Here is a 24553-nt window from a genome sequence, read left to right as displayed (position 1 = left end):
ATTGCTGGAATGATGGTAGAATGGTTTTTATTGGGTTGCAGACACCATGATTTTTCCAGTTGTACCAATTAAAAAAATACATAAGAAGAGGTGGATGAACAGTGACTTTGAAAAAGAAACTGGCAGTATCGACTTTGGCAGTCAGCTTGGCTGCAGCGTCTTTTGCAGGAATTCCGTTTAGCAGCGAGGGGCTGGCTAAGCAGCTTGGATTTACAGGAGTAGCGGCGGCTTCAGCAGTTACCCAAGATACTGTGAAGGATAAGATCAAGAAACTTTATGCCGAGCTTGATGAGGCAGGAAGAAAAAACTTGCTCGCTTACCAAAACGAAGCAAGCAGCATTACTACAACTCAATTTGAAAATATCTTCTCTGCATTCCTTAACAATGAGAAACTGGGCCTGAGTGCAGACAACAAAGATACACTGTATACAGCATTTGTTGGTGTATCCAGCGTTGTCTACGATGTATATGATGGCGATTATAGCAAAATTAAAGAGATTCGCACGAATGCCGAGAACATTAAACTGCTGAAGGAAATTGCAGTTAAAGCAAATGTTGCGGATTTAACTTTTGACGATGTGGTAGATTTCATCTTTGGTGAGAACGGTGTGGAAGCGACACTTCGTAGCCTCGTAAGCAGCAAAACCAAAGAGGAATTGATTGCGATTGCAACGAATCCTGCTGGACAGGAAGAACTGTTTAACGAAGCTATTGCTAAAGTCCTGAACACTAGAACTGGCTCTACCGGTGCAGCAACAGTAAGTCAAGTTGTATACAACCTTAATATCACTTCTGCTGATGTTAAAGCAACTTTGAAGACTTTCAATACAGAGATTAAATCTGCTAAACCTGCAGTACAATCACTAGTATTGGCATATATTCGCGCATTTGGCCTGGGTAATGGTGGACCTGTTGATCCAGGAACTCCTGGAACTAGCAACCCTGGTGGTGGAGACAGCTCCCCGGGTACACCGGCTGTTACAGTTGTTGTTAAAGACGGCGGTGTCTACGATGTGTCCAAGCTGGTATCCATTGTTGACGGCAAAGCTACGCTGAAGCTGGTTGACGCTGATGTACTGAAAGCCTTTGACGCACTTGTTGCAGCAGCTAAGGCCGCAGGTAAAGAAGCTAAGGATCTGACACTGACCCTGGATCTGGGTACTGTGAATGCTAAGACTGTGGAAGTGCCACTGTCCAAAGCAATTATCGATGCAGCTAAAGCTAAAGGTATCGCTAACATTGCAGTAACGTTCAACGGTCTGACTGTGACGATTCCTGTAGGACAATTCGATGCTGCAATTGCGCTGACAGTTTCCAATGTTGACGATGCAGTCGTAACTTCCGTAACCAAACTAAAACTGGCTTCCAGCGTATATGAATTCGGATTGACTGTAGACGGTAAAACCGTAACTACTTTCAAACAACCGATTACACTGAAGCTGCCATTGAAAAATACTGAAGGTCTGGACAAAGAGCTTCTGTCCGTAACCAAGCTGGTATATAACAGTCTCCAATTCCAAGGTGGTGTACTTGACGGAGATTACATCGTAGAACCGCGTGATACGTTCTCTTCTTATGCAGTACTTGAGAACAAAGTCTCCTTCAGCGATATTGCAAGTGTTCAGGCATGGGCTGGAAGACAAATTCAAGTTGTAGCTGCCAAGGGCGCGATTGAAGGCGTAGGCGACGGTAAATTTGCTCCTAAGAGCAACGTGACTCGCGCTGAATTCGCGAAGATGCTTATCCGTGGCTTGAACCTGGAGAACAGCTCTGCTACCCAATCTTTCAGCGATGTAAGAGCTAACGACTGGTTCGCACCTTATGTAGCAGTTGCTGCTGAGAAGGGCATTATCAATGGTCGTGGCGATAACAAGTTCGATCCGAACGCAACGATTACCCGTGCTGAGATGGCAACCATGATCTCCCGTGCGTTGAAATCTGTGAAGGACATCAAGGACACAGCTTCGCTGTCGGCTCTGAGCGCATTCAGTGATGCTGCCAAGATCAGTTCTACTCTGAAGGAAGGCGTTGCTTTTGCAGCAAGCCATGATCTGGTCATCGGCAATGCTGGTAAATTCAACCCTAACAATTCAGCTACTCGTGCTGAAGCAGCTGTAATTATCTACCGCACTATTAACTTCAAATAATATAGTAAATTGGAGAACCTCCTTTCATGCAGATGAGAGGAGGTCCTTCTCTGGGATATTCTAGAAACAACTTGGAGGTAATTTCACTTGTCATCACAAGAATTGGATCTTCGCGATTATTTCCGGATCGTCAGGAAGAGACTGTGGATGATCGTCAGTATTGTTGTAATCGTGTGTGCTCTTGCCGGGGTGTACAGCTTGTATATCAAGAAACCGGTGTATGAAGCATCCACCAAAATTATCGTCAACCAGACTCCGACCCAGTCGGCGATGACGCAGCTTGATCTTAATCAGATCAATACCAATATTCAACTGATTAATACGTATAAAGAAATTATCAAAACACCGGCTATTCTGGATACCGTTATCAAGAATTATCCGCAGTTCAACATTACTACCGAAGAGCTTCTAAAAAAGGTTAATGTCAGCTCCGTCAACAATACGCAGGTGATGACACTTGTCGTTCGAGATAATTCCTACACACAAGCCGCAGAAATCGTGAACGCCATTTCGCTTGTGTTCAAGCAGGAAATTCCATCGCTATTCAATGTTCAGAACGTATCGATCTTGAATGAAGCTAAAGTGAATCCTCCAGTTGAACCTGGACCGGTCGAACCCAATGTGTTGTTGAATATCGCCATCGCTTTTGTAGTGTCGTTGATGATTGGATTAGGCATCGCCTTCCTACTCGAATACATGGACGATACCATCAAGACGGAAGCGGATATTGAGAAATATCTGGGTCTGCCTACAATTGCAATGATTACAAGAGTGGGACAAGAGAATGGTGCCAAGCCCACTTCAAGACAGGCTCAAGTCCAAACTTCTGGAAAGGCAGGGGACCTTGAACATGTCACAGTCACCAAATAATCAACAACGTCACCTCATTACCGTTACCAACCCGCGCTCGCCTATATCGGAAGCATTCCGCGCGCTGCGTACGAATATTGATTTTTCTTCGGTGGATGAGAAGATCCAGATCATTATGATTACCTCCTCCGGTCCGGAAGAAGGTAAGTCCACTGTTTCGGCCAACCTGGCTGCCGCATATGCGCAGTCTGACAAGAAAGTGCTGTTAATTGATGGCGATTTGCGTAAGCCTACCGCCCATAAGACATTTAAGCTCAGCAATCGCTATGGACTATCATCTCTACTGTCCAAGCAAGCTGATCTGGAGGAGGTAGTACAGGAGTCGGGTGTACCTAACCTATCCCTGATCACTTCAGGACCGCTTCCGCCGAACCCGGCTGAGATGATGGCCTCCAACCGCATGACCACCGTGCTTCAGGAAATGCGTGAAGTATTTGATATTGTGATTATCGATACGCCTCCACTTCTGGCGGTGACCGATGCACAGATTGTCGCTTCCAAGAGCGATGGAGTAATTATGGTAGTCAGCTACGGCAAGGTTAAGCGAGATATTGCGATGAAAGCCAAGTCCGGCCTGGATCGGGTAGGGGCGAAAATGCTCGGCGTCGTGTTGAATAACGTCAAACGCAAGGCTAGCGAGGGTTATTACTATTACTATTACGGAAATTGACCAGAGTCGTAGGGAAAATGTTATTTTTGGAGGCACTGAAAATGACAGCGAAAACTAGAATAGTTGTATTATTCCTCGTAGACCTTGCCATCATCTGGTTCAGTATTGTGACATCCTATCTGTTCCGTTTTTATGATGATATGCCTAGGGAATATTACATTCAAATGTATCAATACGGGCTGATCTCTACCGTAACCTTCGGCGGGAGCCTGATTTACTTTGGCTTATATCGGCGAATGTGGCAGTATGCCAGCATCGGAGAAATCATATCAGTCATCAAGGCTATTCTGGTAGGGGCGCTGCTCTCTTACGGCATAGCCTTCATCATTTTACCGGAACGTGTGCCATTTGGCGTAGAAGTTCGTTCGGTGGAGACCATTTTGGTTCTGGTAGGCGGTGTGCGTTTCTTATGGAGGATGTTTCATAGAGAACGAATTAACTATAAGGATACGCAGACACATACCCTCATTGTAGGAGCAGGAGACTGCGGTACACTTATAGCCCGGGAAATGATGGGCCCAATGTTTGCTCACAGCAAAGTAGTAGGATTCATCGACGACAGTATCAATAAGTATCATATGTCGATATTGGGGATTCCTGTCCTGGGCAATCGTTATTCTATTCCTAGCATTGTGAAGGAAAGAAATATTCATGAGATTATCATTGCTATGCCTTCCGTCTCTCGCAAGGAGATTTCCGAAATCATTAACATTGCCAAGAAAACAGGAGCCAAGCTGAAGATAATCCCTGCACTCAATGATCTCATCGCTGGTAAAATATCTGTCAAGAAGCTGCGTGATGTCAGTGTAGAGGATTTGCTGGGGCGGGAGCCGATTGTCGCAGATATGAACGGTATTCTGGGGTATGTCTATGGCAGAAGTGTATTAGTTACTGGAGCAGGTGGGTCCATTGGTTCAGAACTTTGTCGGCAGATCCTGCCTTTCTCACCGGACAAGCTGCTCTTGCTAGGGCACGGAGAGAACAGTATCTATACGATTGAGATGGAGCTTCGCAAGAGCTTTCCCGAGGCACAGATCATTACAATCATTGCGGATGTACAGGACCGAACCCGGATGATGGATGTCTTCCGCAGTCATAGACCGCAAGTGGTCTTTCATGCAGCAGCACATAAACACGTTCCCTTGATGGAGCGGAATCCTTCTGAAGCGATCAAGAATAACGTGTTCGGCACACGCAACGTGGCAGATTGTGCCGACAGATATGGCGCTCAGCGCTTCGTGATGATCTCTTCAGACAAAGCCGTGAACCCAACCAGTGTAATGGGAGCGACCAAGCGGATTGCAGAGATGTATGTGCAGAGCCTGAGTGCGACGAGTCAGACCAAGTTCTCGGCAGTGCGCTTCGGTAACGTGTTAGGCAGCCGAGGCAGCGTGATTCCGGCATTCAAGCAGCAGATTGCAGCAGGTGGACCGGTAACGGTAACACATCCCGAGATGGTACGTTATTTCATGACCATTCCGGAAGCTGTGCAACTCGTCATCCAGTCCGGGGCTTTTGCCAAAGGTGGAGAAGTGTTTGTCCTGGATATGGGAGAACCGGTGAAGATTCTTACTTTGGCTGAAGATTTAATTACGCTATCCGGGTACGAGCCGTATGTAGATATTGAGATTAAGTTCTCAGGAATTCGTGAAGGTGAAAAGCTGTACGAAGAACTCCTGACGGATGAAGAGAATCTGGGTGCGACCCAGCATAACCGGATTTTCATAGGAAAACCGGAGATTATGAACCAGAACCAGCTTGAACTTGAATTCAAGCGGCTGGAGCGTGTACTGCCCGAGGAGCCAGAAGCCATTCGGGAAGTCATTAACCAGATTGTCCCCATGCAGCCGGTCGCACAAGCCGCGATTAGTTGACTAATCTAACTTATAGCAGGGGGAACCCCATAATGGTAAAGAAAAAGAAGTGGAAGAAAATTGTATTCTGGACTCTCTCCATAATCATTGTACTAGGTGTTGGTGGCGCATTCGCAGCTAATTATGCCGTTGACAAGCTTATGAATTCCATGGCAGATGGATTTGATCTGGATGCAGAAGACCCTGTTGTAGCTGATGGATCAGGTAACGATAAATCACCAGATGTGCCTGACTCTGCTAACACTGTTCCAGCACAGGAAACAGACTCTTCTAATGCAAGCCCTTCCGAGGGAGGAAATGGAACTGCGCCAACGAAGAAGCCTGCTGAAGGTGCTTCAGGGACAGGTTCAGCTGGAGACAAAGCTACTACTGGAACATCTAAAGATGGCTATACCGCGGAAGTCTCCAAAGACAAGGCTAAGGAAATTCAACAGAGTATCACTGTGAAAGATAAAGCAGATGTCGTATCTATTGTTCTCGGTCAACTCAGCGCCTCAGATATTAAACGGCTGCAAGAGCTTGCACAAGGCGGCTTAACCGTCGAAAAGAAAAAGGAAGCGCGCAGCATTATTCTTGGCAAGGTAAGCGAAGAACAATACAATGAGCTGTCGAAAATCGCCAAGAAATACGGGGTTAGCCAAGGGAAAACGCGTGATCAAGTCATCGAAGAAGAGAAGGACGTGACCAAGAGTGAGTAAATTAAAAGTTTCAGCCGTTATGTTGAGCCTGGCAGTGTTAATCAATGTCGCGCCATTGTCTGTATCCGCCCCGGCTTCGGTAGCTGCGGCATCCACAACAACCAAGACTAGTTCCATTAAAGTACAGACTGTTGATGTGAAAATGGTGTTTGACGGCGTATCCCTGCAGCCGCCAGCAGGACAACATGTATTTATGTACAACAATTCTACCTATGTACCACTTCGCTTCATGTCTTATGCACTTCAAAAATCGGTGAGCTGGGATGGCAAGAACCTGAAGGTGACTGTAGCTGAACCAAGTAGTTCTGAGCTAGTTGTAATCAAGGAGTTCTTGATGAATGCATCTGGCAATCAAGCCAGTTCCGCAGCTGCAAAAAATATTACTTTAAATAGCATCGATGCAAGTTATGTATTTGGCGGTTCAGCCAAGAAATTGCCTGCGGGCCAATCCAGCTATATCCTGAATGGCTCCGTATATGTACCACTACGTTTTTTATCGGAATCTGTCGGTAAATCTATTAGCTGGGATCAGAAAACAAAGACAATTACCGCGGCATCTTCAGCCGTCAACGAACAAGAGGGCAAGAACAACTCAGGCTCCAATCAGCCTGCTAGCACTAAATCCCCTACAGCGACTACTGCACCATCTGCAACACCAGTTCCAACAGGCGCAGCAGGAGGTAATGCAGGCGGTAGCGGCGGTACAGGTGGCGGAGGAACAGGAAGCGATAAAGTTTCCTATGAATCCATTACTAGCGCAACGGAAACAAAGCTGAATGCGCTCAAAGCTGAGAGTGAATCTGCATTATTCAGTACGGCTATGGAGTACATCGCAGCTAAAGATGATGCCGAGAAGAAAAAGGACATCAAGGCAAAGGGCTTGCAGCAACTTAATTCTTTCCGAGCAACCTTCAATAGCATAATTGCAGATGCTGAACAAAAACTGAACGCGAACGGCTATAGCACGGCTATTATCAGCGACTATAGAAGCGCTTTTGAAGAGACTTTAAAACGAGGAATGGCATTGGCGGAAGGATTGGCGGGTTAATCTAAACAGATGAATAAGGCTGTCCCCTTCAGGTCTTTAGAAGATGGTAGGGGACAGAATAAAGACAAAGAAATAAGGATCAGGTGAAGGAATGCGACCCTATACTTTTATAAAACCAATAATTGATTTTGTACTGGCTTTAATCGGAATGCTCCTGTTATGGCCTTTTTTCTTGATCATTGCCTTAGCAATCAAATTGAGTTCCAAGGGTCCTGTTTTCTTCAAGCAAAAGCGGTTAGGTAAGAACAAACGTGAGTTCTATATCCTAAAATTCCGAACGATGCGGACAGATGCTCCTAAGGATATGCCCACGCATTTGCTGAAAGATCCTGAGTATTACATAACTAAGATTGGGAAGTTCCTGCGAAAAACAAGCCTGGATGAGCTGCCTCAAATTATTAATATCCTGAAAGGCGATATGAGTATTATCGGGCCGAGACCCGCGCTTTGGAATCAATATGATTTGATCGCTGAAAGAGATAAGTATGGAGCGAATGATATCAAGCCTGGATTGACAGGCTGGGCGCAGATTAATGGGCGGGATGAGATTCCCAATGAAGTTAAGGCCAGGCTCGATGGGGAATATGTAAGAAAGTTATCTTTTATATTTGATGTTAAGGTGTTTTTATCGACGGTATTCAGTGTTCTTAAATCTGAAGGTATAAGAGAAGGGGCAACTGACTCGGATGCATCATCAGTAACAAAAGGGGTCTCACTAGAATGACAAAAAAGAGAATACTAATAACAGGTAAGGGCAGCTATGTAGGAACTAATTTTAAGAAATGGGTACAGCAGTGGCCTGACCAGTATGAGGTGGAAGAGTTATCGGTGAGGGATGAGTATTGGAAAGAACATGACTTCTCTCAATATAATGCAATAATACATGTTGCTGCTGTTGTCCACAAAAGAGAGCTTCCAGAAAATGAGCATTTATATTTTAGTGTGAATAGAGATCTGGCTATATCTATTGCCAAAAAGGCTCAACAAGATGGAGTAAGACAATTCCTTTTTATGAGTAGTATGTCAGTCTATGGGCTTGAAGGGTATATTGGAAAAGATGTAATTATTAATGAGGATACTCATTGCAACCCAACTTCTTATTATGGGAGAAGTAAACTAGAAGCTGAGCAATCTATATTAAAAATGAACTCAAGTGACTTTAAAATATCTATAATAAGAGCTCCTATGATTTATGGGAAAGATTGTCCTGGAAATTATGCGCGTCTAAGGAAGCTGGTTATGAAAACGCCGTTCTTTCCGGAAGTGGAAAATATGAGAAGTATGATCTTTATAGATAACCTATCAGAATTTATACGATGGTTGATCAACAGTACTAAAGAGGGGATTTTTTTTCCCCAGAATAAAGATTTAGTATCTACTAAGGAATTAGTTTATTTGATATCGTGTGCCAATAATAAAAAAATACTTTTTTCGAAAATATTATCTATTCCTATAAATATAATAGGCAACAAAGTTATTGTAATAAGAAAGCTATTTGGGAATTTACAATATGATCTTACCATTTCATTACACGACGAATATGATTATTGTCTCAGTGATCTAGAGCATTCTGTTAAAAAAATTGAAATAGATGGTGCATAAAACATGAAGAAAGTATTATTCACTGCAACAGTAGATAGCCATATTATGAATTTTCATACTCCATATTTAAAATATTTTAAAGATAATGGATTTGAAGTTCATGTAGCAAGTAACGGAACAACAGAAATTCCATCAACAGATTTCAAGTATAATATATCTTTTGCAAGATCACCTTTTCAATTAGATAACTTAAAGGCTTATAAAGAATTAAAGAGAATTTTAAACTCTCACAAGTTTGATTTGATTCATTGCCATACTCCTATGGGGGCGGTAATTACTAGAATTGCTGCTAGGAAACATAGGAAGCATGGAACCAAAATCATATATACCGCTCATGGGTTCCATTTTTTCAAAGGAGCTCCTGTAGTGAATTGGTTATTTTTTTACCCTATTGAAAGATGGCTTTCACGTTACACTGATTGTTTGATAACTATTAATAATGAAGACTATAGATTAGCTAAAAAGAAATTTAAAGCACATGAAGTGAAGTTAATTAATGGAGTTGGAATAGATTTAGATAAATTCAGACCTCAAACAGTAGAAGCAAAGAAAGAAGAGAGAGCTAAGTATGGTTATGATTTGAATGACTTTATTTTAATATATGTTGGTGAGTTAAGTCATAGAAAACATCAGGATTTATTAATTGAAAGTATTTCTTTACTGAAAAATAAGATACCGAATATAAGACTATTACTTGTTGGAAATGGCGATAAATTAGAAGAGTATCAAGTACTAGTCTCTAGACTTCTAGTAGAGGAACACGTTAAGTTTCTAGGGTATCGTAATGATATAAATAAATTAATGATATTATCAGATATAGCAATTTCCTCTTCTAGGCAAGAAGGACTTCCTGTAAATATCATGGAAGCTATAGCAGTGGGTTTACCCCTTATAGTTTCTAATTCCCGTGGAAATAGAGACTTAGTTAGTAATGAGAGAAATGGTTTTATTTTTGAGAAAAATAATATCCAGCAAATTATTAGAATGGTTGAAAAGTTATACTTGTCAAAAGACTTAAAAGAAGACTATCAGGAACACAACATGAGACTTAGAGAGAACTACTCTATAGAGATTGCTCTTCAATCTATGAGTAGTATATATGAGGCAAGTTTGAGCGGGAAATGATTATGAATTTATTATTATTGTATGTAACCGGAAATGAAATTCTTTGAAACGATGTGGGAATATATAATGGATAGGAAAATCAGAGTTTTACATGTTGTAAGTTGTCTAGGAACGGGAGGCGTTGAAAAATTCCTCTTAAATATTTATAGAAGTATGGATAAAAATTCAATACAATTTGACTTTTTAACACATCGAGATGGAACGTTAGTGGAAAAAGAATTTATTTCGTTAGGGTCACAAGTATATCAATTATCTTTTAGACGGAAACATCCATTTAAATCTGCAATTCAAGCTTATAAAATATTTAAAAATACTGAATACGATATTATACATTTTCATGGGAACATAGAGAGTGTATTACAAATGTTTATGGCTTTTTTAGCAGGTAAAAAAATCAGAATATGTCATACACATACTTTTTTTATTTCCCCAAGCTTTAAGAAAAAGATTATAAATTGGATCTCACAAAGACTGCTTAGTCTAGTGGGAACGCATTATTTTTCTTGCTCAAGAAGCGCAGGTGAATGGGGAATTGGTAAAAGGTTTAAGGAGACTGGAAAATGTAAAGTTATTTACAGTGGAATAAATATCGATGAGTTTAAATTTAATGAAGAAATGCGAAAGAGAACACGGGAAAAATTAGGGGTGAAACAAAATTTTGTTTTAGGACATATCGGAAGATTTATGGATGAAAAAAATCATGAATTTGTTATTAAGGTCTTTGCGGATATTGCTGGAAAATATGATAACTCCATTTTGCTCTTAATAGGAGAAGGGGAAACTAAAAAAAATGTTGAAAACGAAATTCCTATTCATTTAAAAGAAAAGGTCTTTTTTCTCGGTGAAAGAACAGATATTAATGAATTACTCATGGCTATGGATGTATTCATCTTCCCTTCCAAAAACGAGGGACTTGGTATGGTTTTAATTGAAGCTCAGGCTACAGGACTAAGCTGTTACGTTTCTGAAAATGTACCAACAGATGTGAAAATATCTAATCTAGTAACATTCCTTCCGATAAATAAAGGGCATGAACTCTGGAGTGAAGCTATAAAAATTCAAAGTACTATTAGAAGATGGGACTATAATAGCTATATAAAAAATAGCGGGTTTGATATTACTAAAGGAAGTGGCTATTTACAAGAAATATATAATAAGATCTTACATGGTGAGGATTTGAGTAAATGCTGATATATATATTTATATTTCTGAGTCTTTCAATAATATCATTCATTGAGATATTTAGTAATAAATATCAAATGAAAATAAAAAAAACAATAGTTACAATTATCAGTTTATTTTTTTTGGTATTATCAACTATTAGATGGCAAAGAGGTACAGATTGGAATCCATATTTCAATTTTTTTTCGAACATACAAAATATCCCTCTAGAGAATAATAATTTGTTTGAAGTTGGCTATAAATATTTAAACTATTTTGTTAGCTTGATAAGTAAGGAGTATACGTTTTTTCTTTTTATTTGTGCGTTGATAGTATTTATTTTCCAGAGAAAAGCAATTATTAATTTGTCTTCTATTACAGCATCTAAGGACGACGGTGTTACATATCCTTTAACAATGCTATTTATAATGTGGTCTTTATATTTAGGGAATATATTCACTGTAAGAAGTACTTTGGCCTATATAATTTTATTACACTCAATTATATACATCAGGGATAAGAAAAAAGTGCAATTCATAATTTTTGTTATAATCGCCACACTCTTCCACAGATCATCTATCATATTCTTTCTTGCCTATTTTATTTATCATTTTAGATTAACTAAAATAACGATTATTTCTTGTATTATTACAATTCCTTTGATATTACATTTTTCAAGCGATATATTAATACTACTTTCAAAAATTTTGGGAGGTAGTTATGAATATAAAGTGTTTAACTATATTTATAATGATAGACAAGGAAGCGAATATGCAGGTCTAATCAATACTGTTTTTTTATTATTTGTTTTTCTTTTTATTTATTGGAGAAATGATAGATCAGATTCTCACTTTTTAGGAATGTTTAATTTATTTTTCTTTGGAGCGATTTTATATTTTGGAACTTATCTGAATTCAGTATCTTTAACAAGGATGGCATTACCATTTATGATGTGTCAAATTTATTTGATTCCTTATATCTTCAATGTTGTTAAGAATAACAAAATTAAAATAATTGTTTTTTTGGTGTTTTTTGTTTATTTAGCAATGAGATATTATTCAGTGCTTTCTGTGTATTGGGATTTATACATACCTTTTAAGACTATTTTTAATCTGAATTTAGATGTAAATGTTTATTAACTACGTAGGATAGGAGATATTTTGTGAAAATATTATTCATTGATTTAATGTCCCCTATGGGACACAAAAACTACAATTATGGGATCCTCAAAGCTTTGAGTAAGCATGGGGTAATTGATGTGATTTTAAGAAGAGATTTTTTGGATTTTGAAAATAACGGTATTAACGTTAACGAAATGATTTTTATCCCAGATAACTATATACCTGAAATATTGATAAATAAATATAAAAATCTAAGATTCTTCAAGATTGGATACAGGATTAATCAAATAAAATGTTTGAAGTGGATAAAAGATAAAATAGATTTAAATAAATACGATTTAGTTTTTTTTAGCTCTGTTGATATTATTTCGTTTTCATTAGTTTCTCGATTTCTAAAATGCAGATGTGTTTTTGTAGATCATGCAATTTCGGATATTGATTACAGTTATTTGAAAAGAAAGGCTTGGACTCTTCTTAATGAAAATCTTGAAATTATTGTTCTTGAACCATATATCGAGGATTATTTAAGAGAAGAGATTGGAGTGAAAAACAAAATATGGACGCTACCTCATCCTTTGCCGAATATAAAAGAAATAGACTCTTTTCAGCAAAATCCAAAGAATGAAAAAAGAAAAGTAATATTTGCGCCTAGTCTTAGTAACAATGAAGAATTTATAGAAGAGCTAATTGAGAAGAGTGGGTTTATTCCTGATGATGTGTATATTGTTATAAAAAGTAAAAAAAATAGTTTGGAGTCAAAAAATATCAAGGTATATAATTCAAGGATAAGTGATGAAGAATATTATCATTTAATGCATACTTGTGACTTTATGTTATTAGCATACGATAATAAATACAATTATAAAACAAGTGGGATATTTTTTGAGTCTGCTAAACTGAAAAAACCAATCATTTTAAGCGCAAACAATACTCTTATGTTTTATAAAAATAAATATTCAGGAATAATAAATGAATTCAATGAATTTATAGATTTTTTAGATGTTTTAAACCATCTAGATGAAATTAATGAGATACAGAAAAAAAATGAAGATTTTGGAAAAGTATTATTTGATTATTCTGATGAAGTTATTAGTAATAAAATATTCGAAATTTTAATGAACAACTAGAAAGATGATTTGATTGAAAAAGTTGCTTATTTTAAATATTAAACATTGGAGCTAAAAATGAAAATATTAATTATTAATGATTATTTGGTGTATGGTGGTGCGGAAATACAAACTTTAAGAGAGAAACAAATACTTGAAAAAAACGGACATGAGGTATATTTAATCACTTTAGATAATAATATTTCTGAAAATGATCAGATATACAATTCCTTAAAGAATTTTATAAATATACCTACTAATTATAATTACATAAGAAGAAATTTGCATCGTATTGGAATTCTTAAAATTAAATCAAAACTGAAAGCGGATATTACGAGAGTTTTGAAGGAATTTTCCCCTGACGTAGTACACTTGAATAATCTGAATAAAGAACCATTCACGGTTTATAAAGCTGTCGAGAAATTTAAAGTAGTACAGACATTACGTGATTACTCTGCAGTATGTCCTTTAGGAACATGCATAAAACCAGACGGTACTATATGCCAAGGATCAGAGTATAACAATTGTATTAAAGTATGTGGAGATACATTACCTAAAAGGATGAGATTTACGCTGTGGAAAAAGATCCATCAATATCGTAAAAAAAACATAAAAAAATATATAGCGCCAAGTTTAAAACTAACTGAGATATGCCAGAAAAATGGATACGATATAGAGTGTATTAACAATTCATTTGATTTTGAAAAATATAAAAATGTTGAGAAAAAAACTGACTTTAATACAAAAAGATTTCTTTATTATGGTGCTGTAAATATTAATAAAGGAATAATGGAGCTTTTAAATGCTTTTGAAATATTCCAGGAAAATAAAAACGTAGAACTTTTAATTGCCGGTAAGCTTTTTGAAGATGTTAAACCTTTTTTAAACGAGAAAATTATGCAGAATAATAAAATAAAGTATATCGGTTATCTAAATTATTCTGAAATGATGAAAACTTTGGAAAATATTCATACAATAGTAGTACCCTCTGTGTGGATGGAAAATTACCCAAACACTGTTCTGGAGGGGCTTAGTATGGAGATCTTTGTTATAGGCAGTAATAGAGGTGGAATACCTGAAATGCTAGCTAATAACAGGGGATATACATTTGATATAGGAAATTACAATGACATTATTGATAAGTTGGAAAAAGCCTATAATCTCTCTGAGGAAGACTATAGCTTTATTACTAAAAACAATAAAAATTATACAGTTGATAACAACTCTTTGGATAAATATTATTCTAGATTAATAAAGAATTTTAAAAGAATTAGTGGTTCCTAAAGGGGACTACCTTAATTTTAGAGTTTATTATTTTTATTTTAGAAAAGATACTTTTAGAAGCTTTTTTACATGATTTTGTTTTGAATAATTTAAATAGAATTTTATTTGAGGTGAATTGATGGGAACTTTTAAAAGGCTAATATCTGCAATTAAACAACCTGGGAAAATAATTATGTATGCAGATTATAAGGGATGGTTAAAAAAAATTCCAGATAGATTTTATTTAAAACTTATGTTTTGGCTCAGAATAAGAAAAAAATTGAATTTGAAAAACCCAATTACTTTTAATGAAAAGTTGCAATGGTTGAAGCTCAATGATAAGCAAGAACGTTATAATGTTTATGTAGATAAATATGAAGTCAGAAAATTAGTTGAGAAAACAATTGGCTCTGAGTACTTAGTTAAATTATATGGAGTTTATGATAGTTTTGAGGAAATAGATTTTAACGAACTTCCGAAATCTTTTGTAATGAAATGTACTCATGATTCAGGGGGGGTTGTAATTTGTGAAAATAAGTATTCTTTTGATAAAGCCTCTGCTCAACAGAAGCTCAATAAAAGCCTTAAGAAAAATTATTTCTTTAATGGAAGAGAGTGGCCATACAAGAATATTAAACCTAGGATTATTTGTGAAGAGTATTTAGAAAGCGATGTTACAAGTGAACTTCTAGATTACAAGTTTATGTGTTTTAATGGAAAAGTAAAGTGTTCTTTTATATGTTCAAATAGAAATTCGGTCGACGGATTAAAAGTAGATTTTTATGATTTGGATTGGAATGAAATGGATTTCGAGAGATATTATCCAAAAAGCAAAATGAAATTCACTAAACCTCAAAATTATTGCAAAATGATTGAATTTTCAGAAAGATTTGCGAAGGAAATTCCATTTATAAGAGTTGACTTTTATGAAGTCGACGGTAAGCTATATTTTGGTGAATTGACGTTATATCCTGGGTCAGGTTTTGAAAGCTTCAATCCTGAAAAATACGATAGGATCTTGGGCGATTGGATATCCTTGCCCCTATAGAATAAAGTGAGTTACGACTTAATATATGGAAGATGAAAAGAGGCAAAACATTGAAGGATGGAGAATTATCCTTACAGATCCAAAATGCTATAAAGTGGTCAACACTTACAGAGGTATTGTCAAAGCTCATTACTCCTATTACTAATATGATTCTTGCTAGAATCATAGCTCCAGAGGCGTTTGGGATTATTGCGACTATAAGTATGATCATCAGTTTTGCAGATTTAGTTTCAGATGCTGGATTTCAAAAGTATATAATACAACATGTGTTTAAAGATGAGAAAGAAAAAAGTAATAATGTGTCAGTAGCGTTTTGGACTAATTTATTACTCGCGTTTTTTTTATGGGGCGCTATAATCTTATTCTCTAATCCCCTTGCTGGATTACTCGGCAGTCCTAATATGGGAAATGTTATTGCTATAGCATGTGTTCAACTTCCATTAATGGCTTTCTCAAGCATACCAATGGCGTTGTATAAGAAAAATTTGGATTTTAAAAGTTTGTTTCAGATGCGTCTGTTATCCATTTTTATACCATTAATAATAACCATACCTTTAGCATTAAATGGTTTTAGCTATTGGTCAATAATACTAGGAACTATTGCTATTCAGGTATCAAATGCGGTTGTTATATTTATAAAAACGAGATGGAAGCCAAGTCTTTTTTTTGACTTCAAATTATTAAAAGAAATGATATCTTTCAGTGTTTGGTCGTTATTTGAATCAATATCAATTTGGTTTACACTTTGGATTGACACATTAATAATATCAAGTGCTCTGAATATGTATTATTTAGGGTTATACAAAACATCTTTAAACATGGTTAACTCATTGATGGCTATAATAACAGCAACTGTGACAACAGTTTTATTCTCAGCGCTTTCTCGTCTTCAGAATGATAATAAATCTTTTAATGATATGTTTTATAAAGCACAAAAAATACTTGCTTACATCACACTTCCTCTAGGTGTAATTGTCTTTTTATTTAGTGATATAGCAACAAGCATTTTGTTAGGCAGTAAGTGGATAGAAGCGAGTAATATTATTGGGATTTGGGGATTAACTTCAGCCTTTTCTATTGTTTTTTCTAATATAAACAGTGAGGTATATCGTTCAAAAGGAAAACCAAAGTTATCATTTATCCAGCAAATTATACATTTGGCGTTTTTAGTACCTACTTGTTTAATTAGTTTAAAGTTTGGATTTTGGACGTTTGTATATGCCCGGGCTTTAATTAGATTCCAAGCAATTATTGTGGGCTTCTTTATTATGAATTATTCTATGAAATTTTCTACAAGGAGTATATTAAATAATACTACTAAACCTCTTGGGTTCACTTTGATAATGGGGATTTTAGCAATGATCTTGAAAAGAATCAGTGATTCAGTCATTTGGAGTGTTTTCTCAATTATTATTTGCATCATTTTTTATGGGTTTTTAATTTTTTTATTTGCAAAGAAAGACCTGAGATATTTCGAAAATATTATAAAGAAAAACGGTTTTTAAAAAATATTAGCTTTATCAAATGAAAAATTCAAAATGAATTTCTGTTGAGGAGAAATTAAAATGAGTATTGAGTGTGAAAGTGAAAATACAAGTTTTAAAATAGCAGTAGCAGGAACTGGTTATGTCGGCCTTGTAGCAGGTGTTTGTTTTGCAGAAGTCGGGCATCAAGTGACTTGTGTAGATATTGATAAAGACAAAGTTCAACTAATGAAATCTGGTGTTTCACCAATCTATGAAGCTGATTTAGAAGAGCTTATGCAAAAAAATTATGCAGCAGGTAGACTTGAATATACTACTGATTATAAATCAGCATACAGAGAAGCAGATGCTATATTTATAGGAGTTGGAACTCCTGAGCAGCCTGATGGATCTGCTAATCTTTCATACATAGCTACAGTAGCAAGACAAATAGCAGAAACTATAGAAAAAGATTGCCTTGTTGTGGTTAAATCTACTGTTCCAGTAGGCACCAATGATAAAGTGCAGCAGTTTATACATGATTTTCTTCCCCGTGAAGGAGAGAAGACTACTAGTAACGGTGCAGGTAGGAGCATCAGAGTTGAAGTAGCATCTAATCCAGAGTTCTTAGCGCAGGGTACTGCAGTTAGAGATACTCTCCAAGCAGCAAGAATCATAATTGGAACAGATAGCAAATGGGCTGAAGATATCCTTATGAAGATCTATGAGCCGTTCAATATTCCGATTGTATCTGTTCAGAGAAGATCTGCTGAAATGATTAAGTATGCCTCTAATGATTTCCTTGCCCTTAAAATTTCTTATATGAACGATATTGCGAATCTTTGCGAATTGGTAGGAGCAGATATTGAGGATGTAGCTAGAGGTATGTCCTTCGATGAACGAATCGGAAGCAAGTTCTTAAATGCAGGTATTGGTTACGGAGGTAGCTGTTTCCCTAAGGATACTAAGGCATTGGAATACTTAGCAAGGCAACATGGTTATGAGCTAAAAACAGTTAAAGCAGCTATTGATGTAAATACTGACCAAAAGACAATCCTTTATAAGAAAGCATCCAAAAGACTTATTACATTTAACGGTCTAAAGGTGGCGGTGTTAGGACTGACGTTTAAGCCTGGGACAGATGATTTAAGAGAAGCAGCTTCTCTTGAGAATGTTCCTTTATTGCTAGATCAGGGAGCAGAAATCTATGCTTATGATCCTGTAGGAAAATCTAATTTTTCTAAGAAGTATCCAGAAGGTCGCAACGGCAAGGGAAGCATCAAATATGTTGAAAACATACAAGAAGCTCTGGATGGTGCTAATGTCTGTTTTGTTTATACCGAGTGGGGAGAGATTAGAGAAATAAAGCCGGAAGTTTATAAAGAACTAATGAGAACACCTTTGGTGTACGATGGTAGAAATTTGTATGGGATTCAAGAGATGGAAGAAGCTGGTGTTGAGTATTATTCGATTGGAAGATAGTGAAAGGGGATAGCTTGTTGAGCAATGTGTCTATTGATACCTCGAAAACATATCTAATTACTGGAGCAGCAGGCTTTATTGGATTTTACTTATCGAAAAGGTTATTAGAGCAAGGCTGTCGGGTGGTTAGTGTTGATAATATTAATGATTATTATGATATTAAACTCAAACATTTTCGACTAGAGCAACTTCAATCATTTAGCCGATTTGAATTTATTAAAGCTGACATATCAGATAAAGATTTGATTACAAAGATCTTTGAAGAATATAAGCCGAACATAGTTGTGAATCTAGCAGCACAAGCTGGGGTGCGATACTCCATAGAGAATCCTGATGTTTATATTCAAAGTAATATTATGGGTTTTTTCAATATCCTTGAAGCTTGCAGAAACTATCCAGTTGATCATCTTGTGTATGCTTCATCCAGTTCTGTTTATGGATCTAATAAAAAGGTTCCTTTTGAAGAATCAGATGTTGTAGATCATCCAGAATCGCTCTATGCAGCTACCAAAAAGTCAAATGAATTAATGGCGCACACCTATAGTCATCTCTATAAGATACCGGCTACTGGATTACGCTTCTTTACTGTTTATGGACCATTGGGTCGACCGGATATGGCATACTTCGGATTTACTCAGAAATATTTTGCTGGTGAGTCTATTAAGATATTTAATAACGGTGATTTTCAGAACGATCTTTATCGAGACTTTACATACGTAGACGACATTATAGAGGGCATCGAGAGGCTTTTAAGTAAAGCACCTTCGGATGCGGTTCCACATAAGGTCTTCAATATCGGAAATAACAGTCCTGAGAAGTTGATGGTGTTTATTGAAACACTAGAGAAATGTTTAAGTAAGTCCACTGGTAGGACGGTGACATTTAATAAAGTATTTGAGCCAATTAAACCAGGAGATGTACCTGCTACGTATGCTTCTACAGATTTATTACAACAAGCTGTAGGGTTTAAGCCGAAGACCTCCATAGAGGAAGGATTGCAAAAATTTACTGACTGGTATGTAGAGTATTATGAAGTCAGATAATACTGATTACCTAAAAAATAAGCTTTATTTTACTGCGTATGTGGGATAGGATTTTAACATGAATAACAATACAGCTAAATTGAAAACGAGAAGAAAAAGATCTATTTCGCTTTACGTACTTCTTTTGGCGATGTTCTTGTTGCTGCTCACAGCCTTCCTCACTGCCGGCCCCTTCCTCCCCCTCAACCAAACACCGAAACAAGCCAAGGCCATCATCGCCCTAAGCGGTGGCCCGGGCCGTCTGGAGGAAGCAGCCAAGCTCTACAAGGAAGGCTATGCTCCTTATCTAATCTTGTCTAATGCTAAGGAAGCAATTAGCTCGTCAGGCGATATGCTCCAAAGCGCTCTCGCCCTCGGCATCCCGCAAGATGCAATCCTAACAGAGAAAGAGGCAGAAAGCACCTATCAAAACGCTGAGTTCACTCTTCCAATAATGAAGGAGTACGGTTTTACCTCTGCGATTGTCGTCTCCTCCGATTTTCACATGCGGCGAGTGAAATTCATCTTTGATCGTGTGTATAAGAAATCGGGGATTGAGCTTACGTATATAGGCTCCGATTCTGGCTACCACGCCGGGCGTTGGTGGGGAGATCGCTACAGTCGTGAGACGACATTTAATGAATATGTGAAGATGATCGGGAATGCCTTTGGATATAACGGTCCAGAAGCGAAGGATGTGCTTAATCAGATCAAGGCCTGGTTTCGGTGAGATTTCTCCGGGATCGGGTCTTTTGTGTCCTTACACCTATTACATTTGACCCACTTCCTGTATAATAATTCCTTGGAAATCCTTCTCTGCTCTTGATAGATGATAGATACTGAGAGTAGAAGAACTATGGATGAAGATAGTGGAGGCGATGGGGTAGTGAAGGGGAAAAGTATTCGTTATGCGGCAGTATGGTTGATGCTGCTTAGTCTGTTTTTTGGCGGGGTTGCTAACGCAGCTACGGTTGTGCAGCAGAGCAGCTCATATGTTTTTGTTGATGTGAAGACTACATACTGGGCGAATGAAGCGATTGAGAGTATGGCTAGTCAGGGGATTATTACCGGGAACCCGGATGGTACGTTTAAGCCTGAAGCGCCGATTACACGTGAGCAGCTGGCAAAGCTGATTACGTTGACGTTTGGTCTGGATTTGGTGGAAGCTGAGGAGCAGACGTTCTCTGATGTGTCCCCCTCTTCCTGGGCCTATAAATATGTGGAGTCCTCCAAGGACTACCTGACAGGTTACTTCCCTATGAAGGGCAAGCCGTTCTTTGATCCGCAGGCGAAGGCTACCCGTGAAGATGTGGCGGTAGCGCTGGTGCGGGCTATGGGTCTGGCTACTGAAGGTGTGGATGCGGAGAGCGCACTGCGCTGGAAGTTCAATGACTATGGTGATATTTCTCCGCAGCTTGCCCAAGAGGTAGCCGTGGCGGTGGACAAGAAGCTGATTCAAGGCTTCCCGGATGGAAGCTTCAAGCCGAGCGCTCCAATTAACAGAGCCTCTGTGGCTACGCTGCTGTATCGGGTGCTGAAGTCCTCTTACACCAATGCGAGCAAAGATGTACAACTGGATGTTCAGGTGCCTGCTAACGTATCCGAAGCGACGATCAAGATTACGGGCAAAGTCAATGCGGACGCCAAGGTGTACATTAATGAGGATGAAGTGGAGAACAACAACGGTTCTTTTGCGGAAGCCTACAGTTTGGATGAAGGGGAGAAAGTATACGAGTTTGTGTTCAAGGCTGTACTCCCTAACGGACGCTCCAAAATCGTAAAGAAACAGGTTACCTTCGAGACAACGGGACCGAAGCTGACCGTTCAAGCGCCTGATACGACCAATAAGCCATCCGCGCAAATCAGCGGTACGGTTAGAGACAGCAGTGATTCGCCTGCGACAGTATGGATCAACGATAAAGGTGTACATGTGTCTTATAACGGTGAGTGGAGTGCGGATATTCTCCTGAAAGAGGGAGTCAACAAGATCGTTGTGACTGCCAAGAATAAGTACGGTAAAACAGCAGTGGTGGAGAAGCAAATCACATTCTCACTGGCTGGACCGAATCTGGTAATTGATGCTACTCCTGAAAAGACGAATAAAAACACCATTACGCTTAGCGGTACGGCAACGGATAAGAACGACAATTCCCCGAAGATCTATATGAATGACCAGCTGGTAGGCAGCTACGGCTCCTTCAACAAGACAGTTACGCTTAACGAAGGCGAGAATGTGTTTACCTTTAAGGCAACGAATAATATTGGCAAAAGCTCGGCAACGATCACCAAGAAGATTACCTTCTTGTCGTACCGACCGGAGCTTGTTCTGGATCTGGTACCAGAAACCAGCAATGATGCCACCATCACCCTGAGCGGGACGGCGACAGATAACAATGACAGCGCTCCGAAGATCTATATGAATGATCAACTGGTAGGCAGCTACGGCTCCTTCAATAAGACAGTTACGCTTAAGGAAGGCGAGAACGTGTTTATCTTTAAGGCAACGAATAGTCTTGGCAAAATCTCAGAAACGATTACCAAAAAGATTATCTTCTCTGTGGGTGGACCGGAGCTTGTTCTGGATTTGGTACCGGAAACCAGCAATGATGCCACCATCACCCTGAGCGGGACGGCAACAGATAAGAATGACAGTTCTCCGAAGATCTATATGAATGATCAACTGGTAGGCAGCTACGGCTCCTTCAACAAGACAGTTACGCTTAAGGAAGGCGAGAATGTGTTTACCTTCAAGGCAACAAATAATCTTGGCAAAAGCTCAGCAACGATCAAAAAGATTGTAGTATTTACAATTGCTGCGCCAGAGCTTCAATTAGACTACATTCCTGAGACGACCAGTAATGGACAGATTACGTTAAGCGGTAATACTACAGATGCCAATGACAGCTCTCCGAAAATTTATCTTAATGATCAACTGGTAGGCAGCTATGGCTCTTTCAACAAGATGGTCACGCTTAAGGAAGGCAGTAACAGCTTTATCTTCAAGGTTACTAACAAATATGGTAAGTTTACAACGGTTGAAAAAACGGTAGTATATACACCGGAAGAGGCCAAAGAATAATCGGAACCTCATTTCTTAATATCTAAGTTCCGGCTTATGGCAAGCGGCGGACAGAAGCAAGCAACTTCTGTTTCGCCGTTTTTTTTGCAGAAATTTGTTAGACAGATTAGTTTGAGGCAGTTTGGTGAATCACTAATAAAAAAAACAAATTTTCCCCATCCTAACCATAGAATTTCCATTGGTTTTTATTTATAATAATTATTATCTGGAGTTCATAAACCGTTCAAAAAATATGTAAAAAGTCGTAATTTCGTGTGATATACTTAACACAGCGTTTATGGATGATGTGAAAGAGTCGTCATTCAGAATGAGTATGAGATCGTGACACAGCAGTGATTACAGCAATAAATGAGACTAGGATGGTGAACTTGCGATGCACATCGTCGTCGTTGGACTGAATTATCGTACGGCGCCCGTAGAGGTGAGGGAGCAGTTCGCTTTTGCGGAACAAGACTTACCGGAAGCGCTTCACCAATTAATGGGAACGAAGAGCGTTCTGGAGGGTGTCGTAGTTGCCACCTGCAACCGGACTGAGATATACGTGGTCGTGGACCGTCTCCATATGTGCGGATATTTCATCCGCAGCTTCATGGAACAGTGGTTCGGGGTAAGAAGTGAGCAATTTACGCAGCATATGTATATATATGAAGACGAGCAGGCGATCGCACATTTGTTCCGTGTGACTTGCGGTTTAGATTCAATGGTAATAGGCGAGACGCAGATCCTGGGACAGGTGCGCAGCGCTTTTTTGACTGCACAGGGTGAAGGGGCTACGGGAACGTGGTTCAATAAGTTGTTTAAGCAGGCGGTTACGCTCGGCAAGCGGGCTCATAGTGAGACTTCGATCGGCGAGAGCGCAGTGTCGGTCAGCTATGCGGCTGTGGAGCTGGGCAAGCGTATTTTTGGCATGTTCACTGGTAAAAGAGTACTCATTCTTGGCGCCGGCAAAATGAGCGAACTAACCGTGAAGCACCTCTATAGCAGCGGTGCTGCCGAGGTGATTGTAGCTAACCGCACACTGTCGCGGGCGGCAGAACTGGCCGAGAAGTTCTCTGGCAAGCCGAGCACGATTGAGGACGCGCTGAAGCATCTCGATGAGGTCGATATTGTGATCAGCTCTACGGGGGCAGCAGGTTATGTGCTTACGGCCCAGCAGGTAGCGGAAGGCATGAAGCGCCGCCCTTCGCGGCCGCTGTTCATGATTGATATTGCGGTTCCGCGGGATATTGATCCCGAGGCGGCCAATGTATCCGGTGTGTTCCTGTATGATATTGACGATCTGGAGGGCATTGTAGAGAACAATCTGGAGATGCGCCGCAGCGAAGCTGCCAAGATCGAGGTCATGATTGGTGAGGAAATGGACGAGTTTCAGCTCTGGCTCAAGACGCTGGGTGTTCGTCCGGTGATCCGTGCGCTCCAGGATAAATCGAATGCGATTCATGAAGAGACGATGGAGAGCTTGTTCAACAAGCTGCCGGAGCTGGATGATCATCAGCGCAAGGTAATCCGCCGTTTGACGAAGAGCATCGTGAACCAGATGATGCATGATCCGATTAATGTGATCAAGGAGATGTCCGGGGGCAAGCAGGGAAGTGAAGCCTTGGATTATTTCTCTAAAATCTTCGCGCTGCAGGGTCATATCGATGAAGGCCCGCAGGGTGGAGGATCCCCATCTACCAATCCGGCCCATGGTAAACAAGTAACAGGCGCAGCTGCCAATGTAGTACTGCCAGGAACAACGCTTGCTTCGGCTGGCCTGCTGGGCAGGTGAGCA

At 39.1% G+C, this 24553-nt stretch carries 20 protein-coding genes; all 20 read left to right on the top strand.

Features of this window, described 5'->3' with window-relative positions; all coding sequences use genetic code 11:
• The first annotated feature begins 101 nt into the window (after positions 1 to 101).
• Complete coding sequence (locus ACFVU8_RS21885) at positions 102 to 2147, top strand: S-layer homology domain-containing protein (protein ID WP_387430189.1); 2046 nt, start codon at positions 102 to 104, stop codon at positions 2145 to 2147.
• An 87-nt stretch (positions 2148 to 2234) separates the two neighbouring features.
• Positions 2235 to 3017, top strand: a complete 783-nt coding sequence (locus tag ACFVU8_RS21880) for a YveK family protein (RefSeq protein WP_175370303.1) — start codon at positions 2235 to 2237, stop codon at positions 3015 to 3017.
• A complete protein-coding gene (locus ACFVU8_RS21875; protein ID WP_175370302.1) occupies positions 2998 to 3687 on the top strand; it encodes a CpsD/CapB family tyrosine-protein kinase in 690 nt (229 codons plus the stop codon). The genes ACFVU8_RS21880 and ACFVU8_RS21875 overlap by 20 nt, the downstream gene beginning before the upstream one ends.
• A gap of 41 nt (positions 3688 to 3728) precedes the next feature.
• The gene (locus tag ACFVU8_RS21870; protein WP_387430187.1) at positions 3729 to 5561 is read left to right on the top strand and encodes a polysaccharide biosynthesis protein; all 1833 of its coding nucleotides are present in this window, start codon (positions 3729 to 3731) and stop codon (positions 5559 to 5561) included.
• Between the two features lie 32 nt (positions 5562 to 5593).
• Positions 5594 to 6259 carry a hypothetical protein gene (locus ACFVU8_RS21865; protein ID WP_387430185.1) on the top strand — a complete coding sequence of 222 codons (666 nt, stop codon included), beginning with the start codon at positions 5594 to 5596 and terminating at the stop codon, positions 6257 to 6259.
• Positions 6252 to 7307 (top strand): copper amine oxidase N-terminal domain-containing protein, encoded by a 1056-nt coding sequence (locus ACFVU8_RS21860; protein ID WP_387430183.1) that lies wholly within the window; start codon positions 6252 to 6254, stop codon positions 7305 to 7307. The genes ACFVU8_RS21865 and ACFVU8_RS21860 overlap by 8 nt, the downstream gene beginning before the upstream one ends.
• Before the next feature lie 91 nt (positions 7308 to 7398).
• The gene (locus ACFVU8_RS21855) at positions 7399 to 8031 is read left to right on the top strand and encodes a sugar transferase (protein ID WP_387430181.1); all 633 of its coding nucleotides are present in this window, start codon (positions 7399 to 7401) and stop codon (positions 8029 to 8031) included.
• Positions 8028 to 8909 carry an NAD-dependent epimerase/dehydratase family protein gene (locus ACFVU8_RS21850; RefSeq protein WP_387430179.1) on the top strand — a complete coding sequence of 294 codons (882 nt, stop codon included), beginning with the start codon at positions 8028 to 8030 and terminating at the stop codon, positions 8907 to 8909. The genes ACFVU8_RS21855 and ACFVU8_RS21850 overlap by 4 nt, the downstream gene beginning before the upstream one ends.
• 3 nt (positions 8910 to 8912) lie before the next feature.
• Positions 8913 to 10034, top strand: a complete 1122-nt coding sequence (locus tag ACFVU8_RS21845; RefSeq protein ID WP_387430177.1) for a glycosyltransferase family 4 protein — start codon at positions 8913 to 8915, stop codon at positions 10032 to 10034.
• Between the two features lie 66 nt (positions 10035 to 10100).
• Complete coding sequence (locus ACFVU8_RS21840; protein ID WP_387430175.1) at positions 10101 to 11225, top strand: glycosyltransferase family 1 protein; 1125 nt, start codon at positions 10101 to 10103, stop codon at positions 11223 to 11225.
• Positions 11219 to 12334, top strand: a complete 1116-nt coding sequence (locus ACFVU8_RS21835; RefSeq protein ID WP_387430173.1) for an EpsG family protein — start codon at positions 11219 to 11221, stop codon at positions 12332 to 12334. Before ACFVU8_RS21840 ends, ACFVU8_RS21835 begins: the two co-directional genes overlap by 7 nt.
• Positions 12335 to 12357: 23 nt before the next feature.
• Positions 12358 to 13443, top strand: a complete 1086-nt coding sequence (locus ACFVU8_RS21830) for a glycosyltransferase family protein (protein ID WP_387430171.1) — start codon at positions 12358 to 12360, stop codon at positions 13441 to 13443.
• Positions 13444 to 13500: 57 nt separating this feature from the next.
• Positions 13501 to 14706, top strand: coding sequence for a glycosyltransferase (locus tag ACFVU8_RS21825; RefSeq protein ID WP_387430169.1), 1206 nt, complete (start codon positions 13501 to 13503; stop codon positions 14704 to 14706).
• 118 nt (positions 14707 to 14824) lie between these two features.
• A complete protein-coding gene (locus tag ACFVU8_RS21820; RefSeq protein WP_387430168.1) occupies positions 14825 to 15733 on the top strand; it encodes an ATP-grasp fold amidoligase family protein in 909 nt (302 codons plus the stop codon).
• A gap of 50 nt (positions 15734 to 15783) precedes the next feature.
• Positions 15784 to 17238, top strand: a complete 1455-nt coding sequence (locus ACFVU8_RS21815) for a lipopolysaccharide biosynthesis protein (RefSeq protein ID WP_387430166.1) — start codon at positions 15784 to 15786, stop codon at positions 17236 to 17238.
• Between the two features lie 60 nt (positions 17239 to 17298).
• Positions 17299 to 18678 (top strand): UDP-glucose dehydrogenase family protein, encoded by a 1380-nt coding sequence (locus ACFVU8_RS21810; RefSeq protein ID WP_387430164.1) that lies wholly within the window; start codon positions 17299 to 17301, stop codon positions 18676 to 18678.
• Positions 18679 to 18695: 17 nt separating this feature from the next.
• The gene (locus ACFVU8_RS21805) at positions 18696 to 19721 is read left to right on the top strand and encodes an SDR family NAD(P)-dependent oxidoreductase (RefSeq protein ID WP_387430162.1); all 1026 of its coding nucleotides are present in this window, start codon (positions 18696 to 18698) and stop codon (positions 19719 to 19721) included.
• A gap of 58 nt (positions 19722 to 19779) precedes the next feature.
• A complete protein-coding gene (locus tag ACFVU8_RS21800) occupies positions 19780 to 20430 on the top strand; it encodes a YdcF family protein (RefSeq protein ID WP_387430160.1) in 651 nt (216 codons plus the stop codon).
• Positions 20431 to 20556: 126 nt separating this feature from the next.
• Positions 20557 to 22779 carry an S-layer homology domain-containing protein gene (locus ACFVU8_RS21795; protein ID WP_387430158.1) on the top strand — a complete coding sequence of 741 codons (2223 nt, stop codon included), beginning with the start codon at positions 20557 to 20559 and terminating at the stop codon, positions 22777 to 22779.
• Positions 22780 to 23152: 373 nt separating this feature from the next.
• Complete coding sequence (gene hemA, locus ACFVU8_RS21790; protein WP_379469979.1) at positions 23153 to 24550, top strand: glutamyl-tRNA reductase; 1398 nt, start codon at positions 23153 to 23155, stop codon at positions 24548 to 24550.
• Positions 24551 to 24553: the final 3 nt, after the last annotated feature.

It is taken from the genome of Paenibacillus sp. NPDC058177 (assembly GCF_042883835.1).
GTDB lineage: Bacteria > Bacillota > Bacilli > Paenibacillales > Paenibacillaceae > Paenibacillus_AQ > Paenibacillus_AQ agri.
The sequence above is the reverse complement of the archived record's forward strand: the minus strand, read 5'-3'. Positions and strand labels throughout refer to the sequence as shown.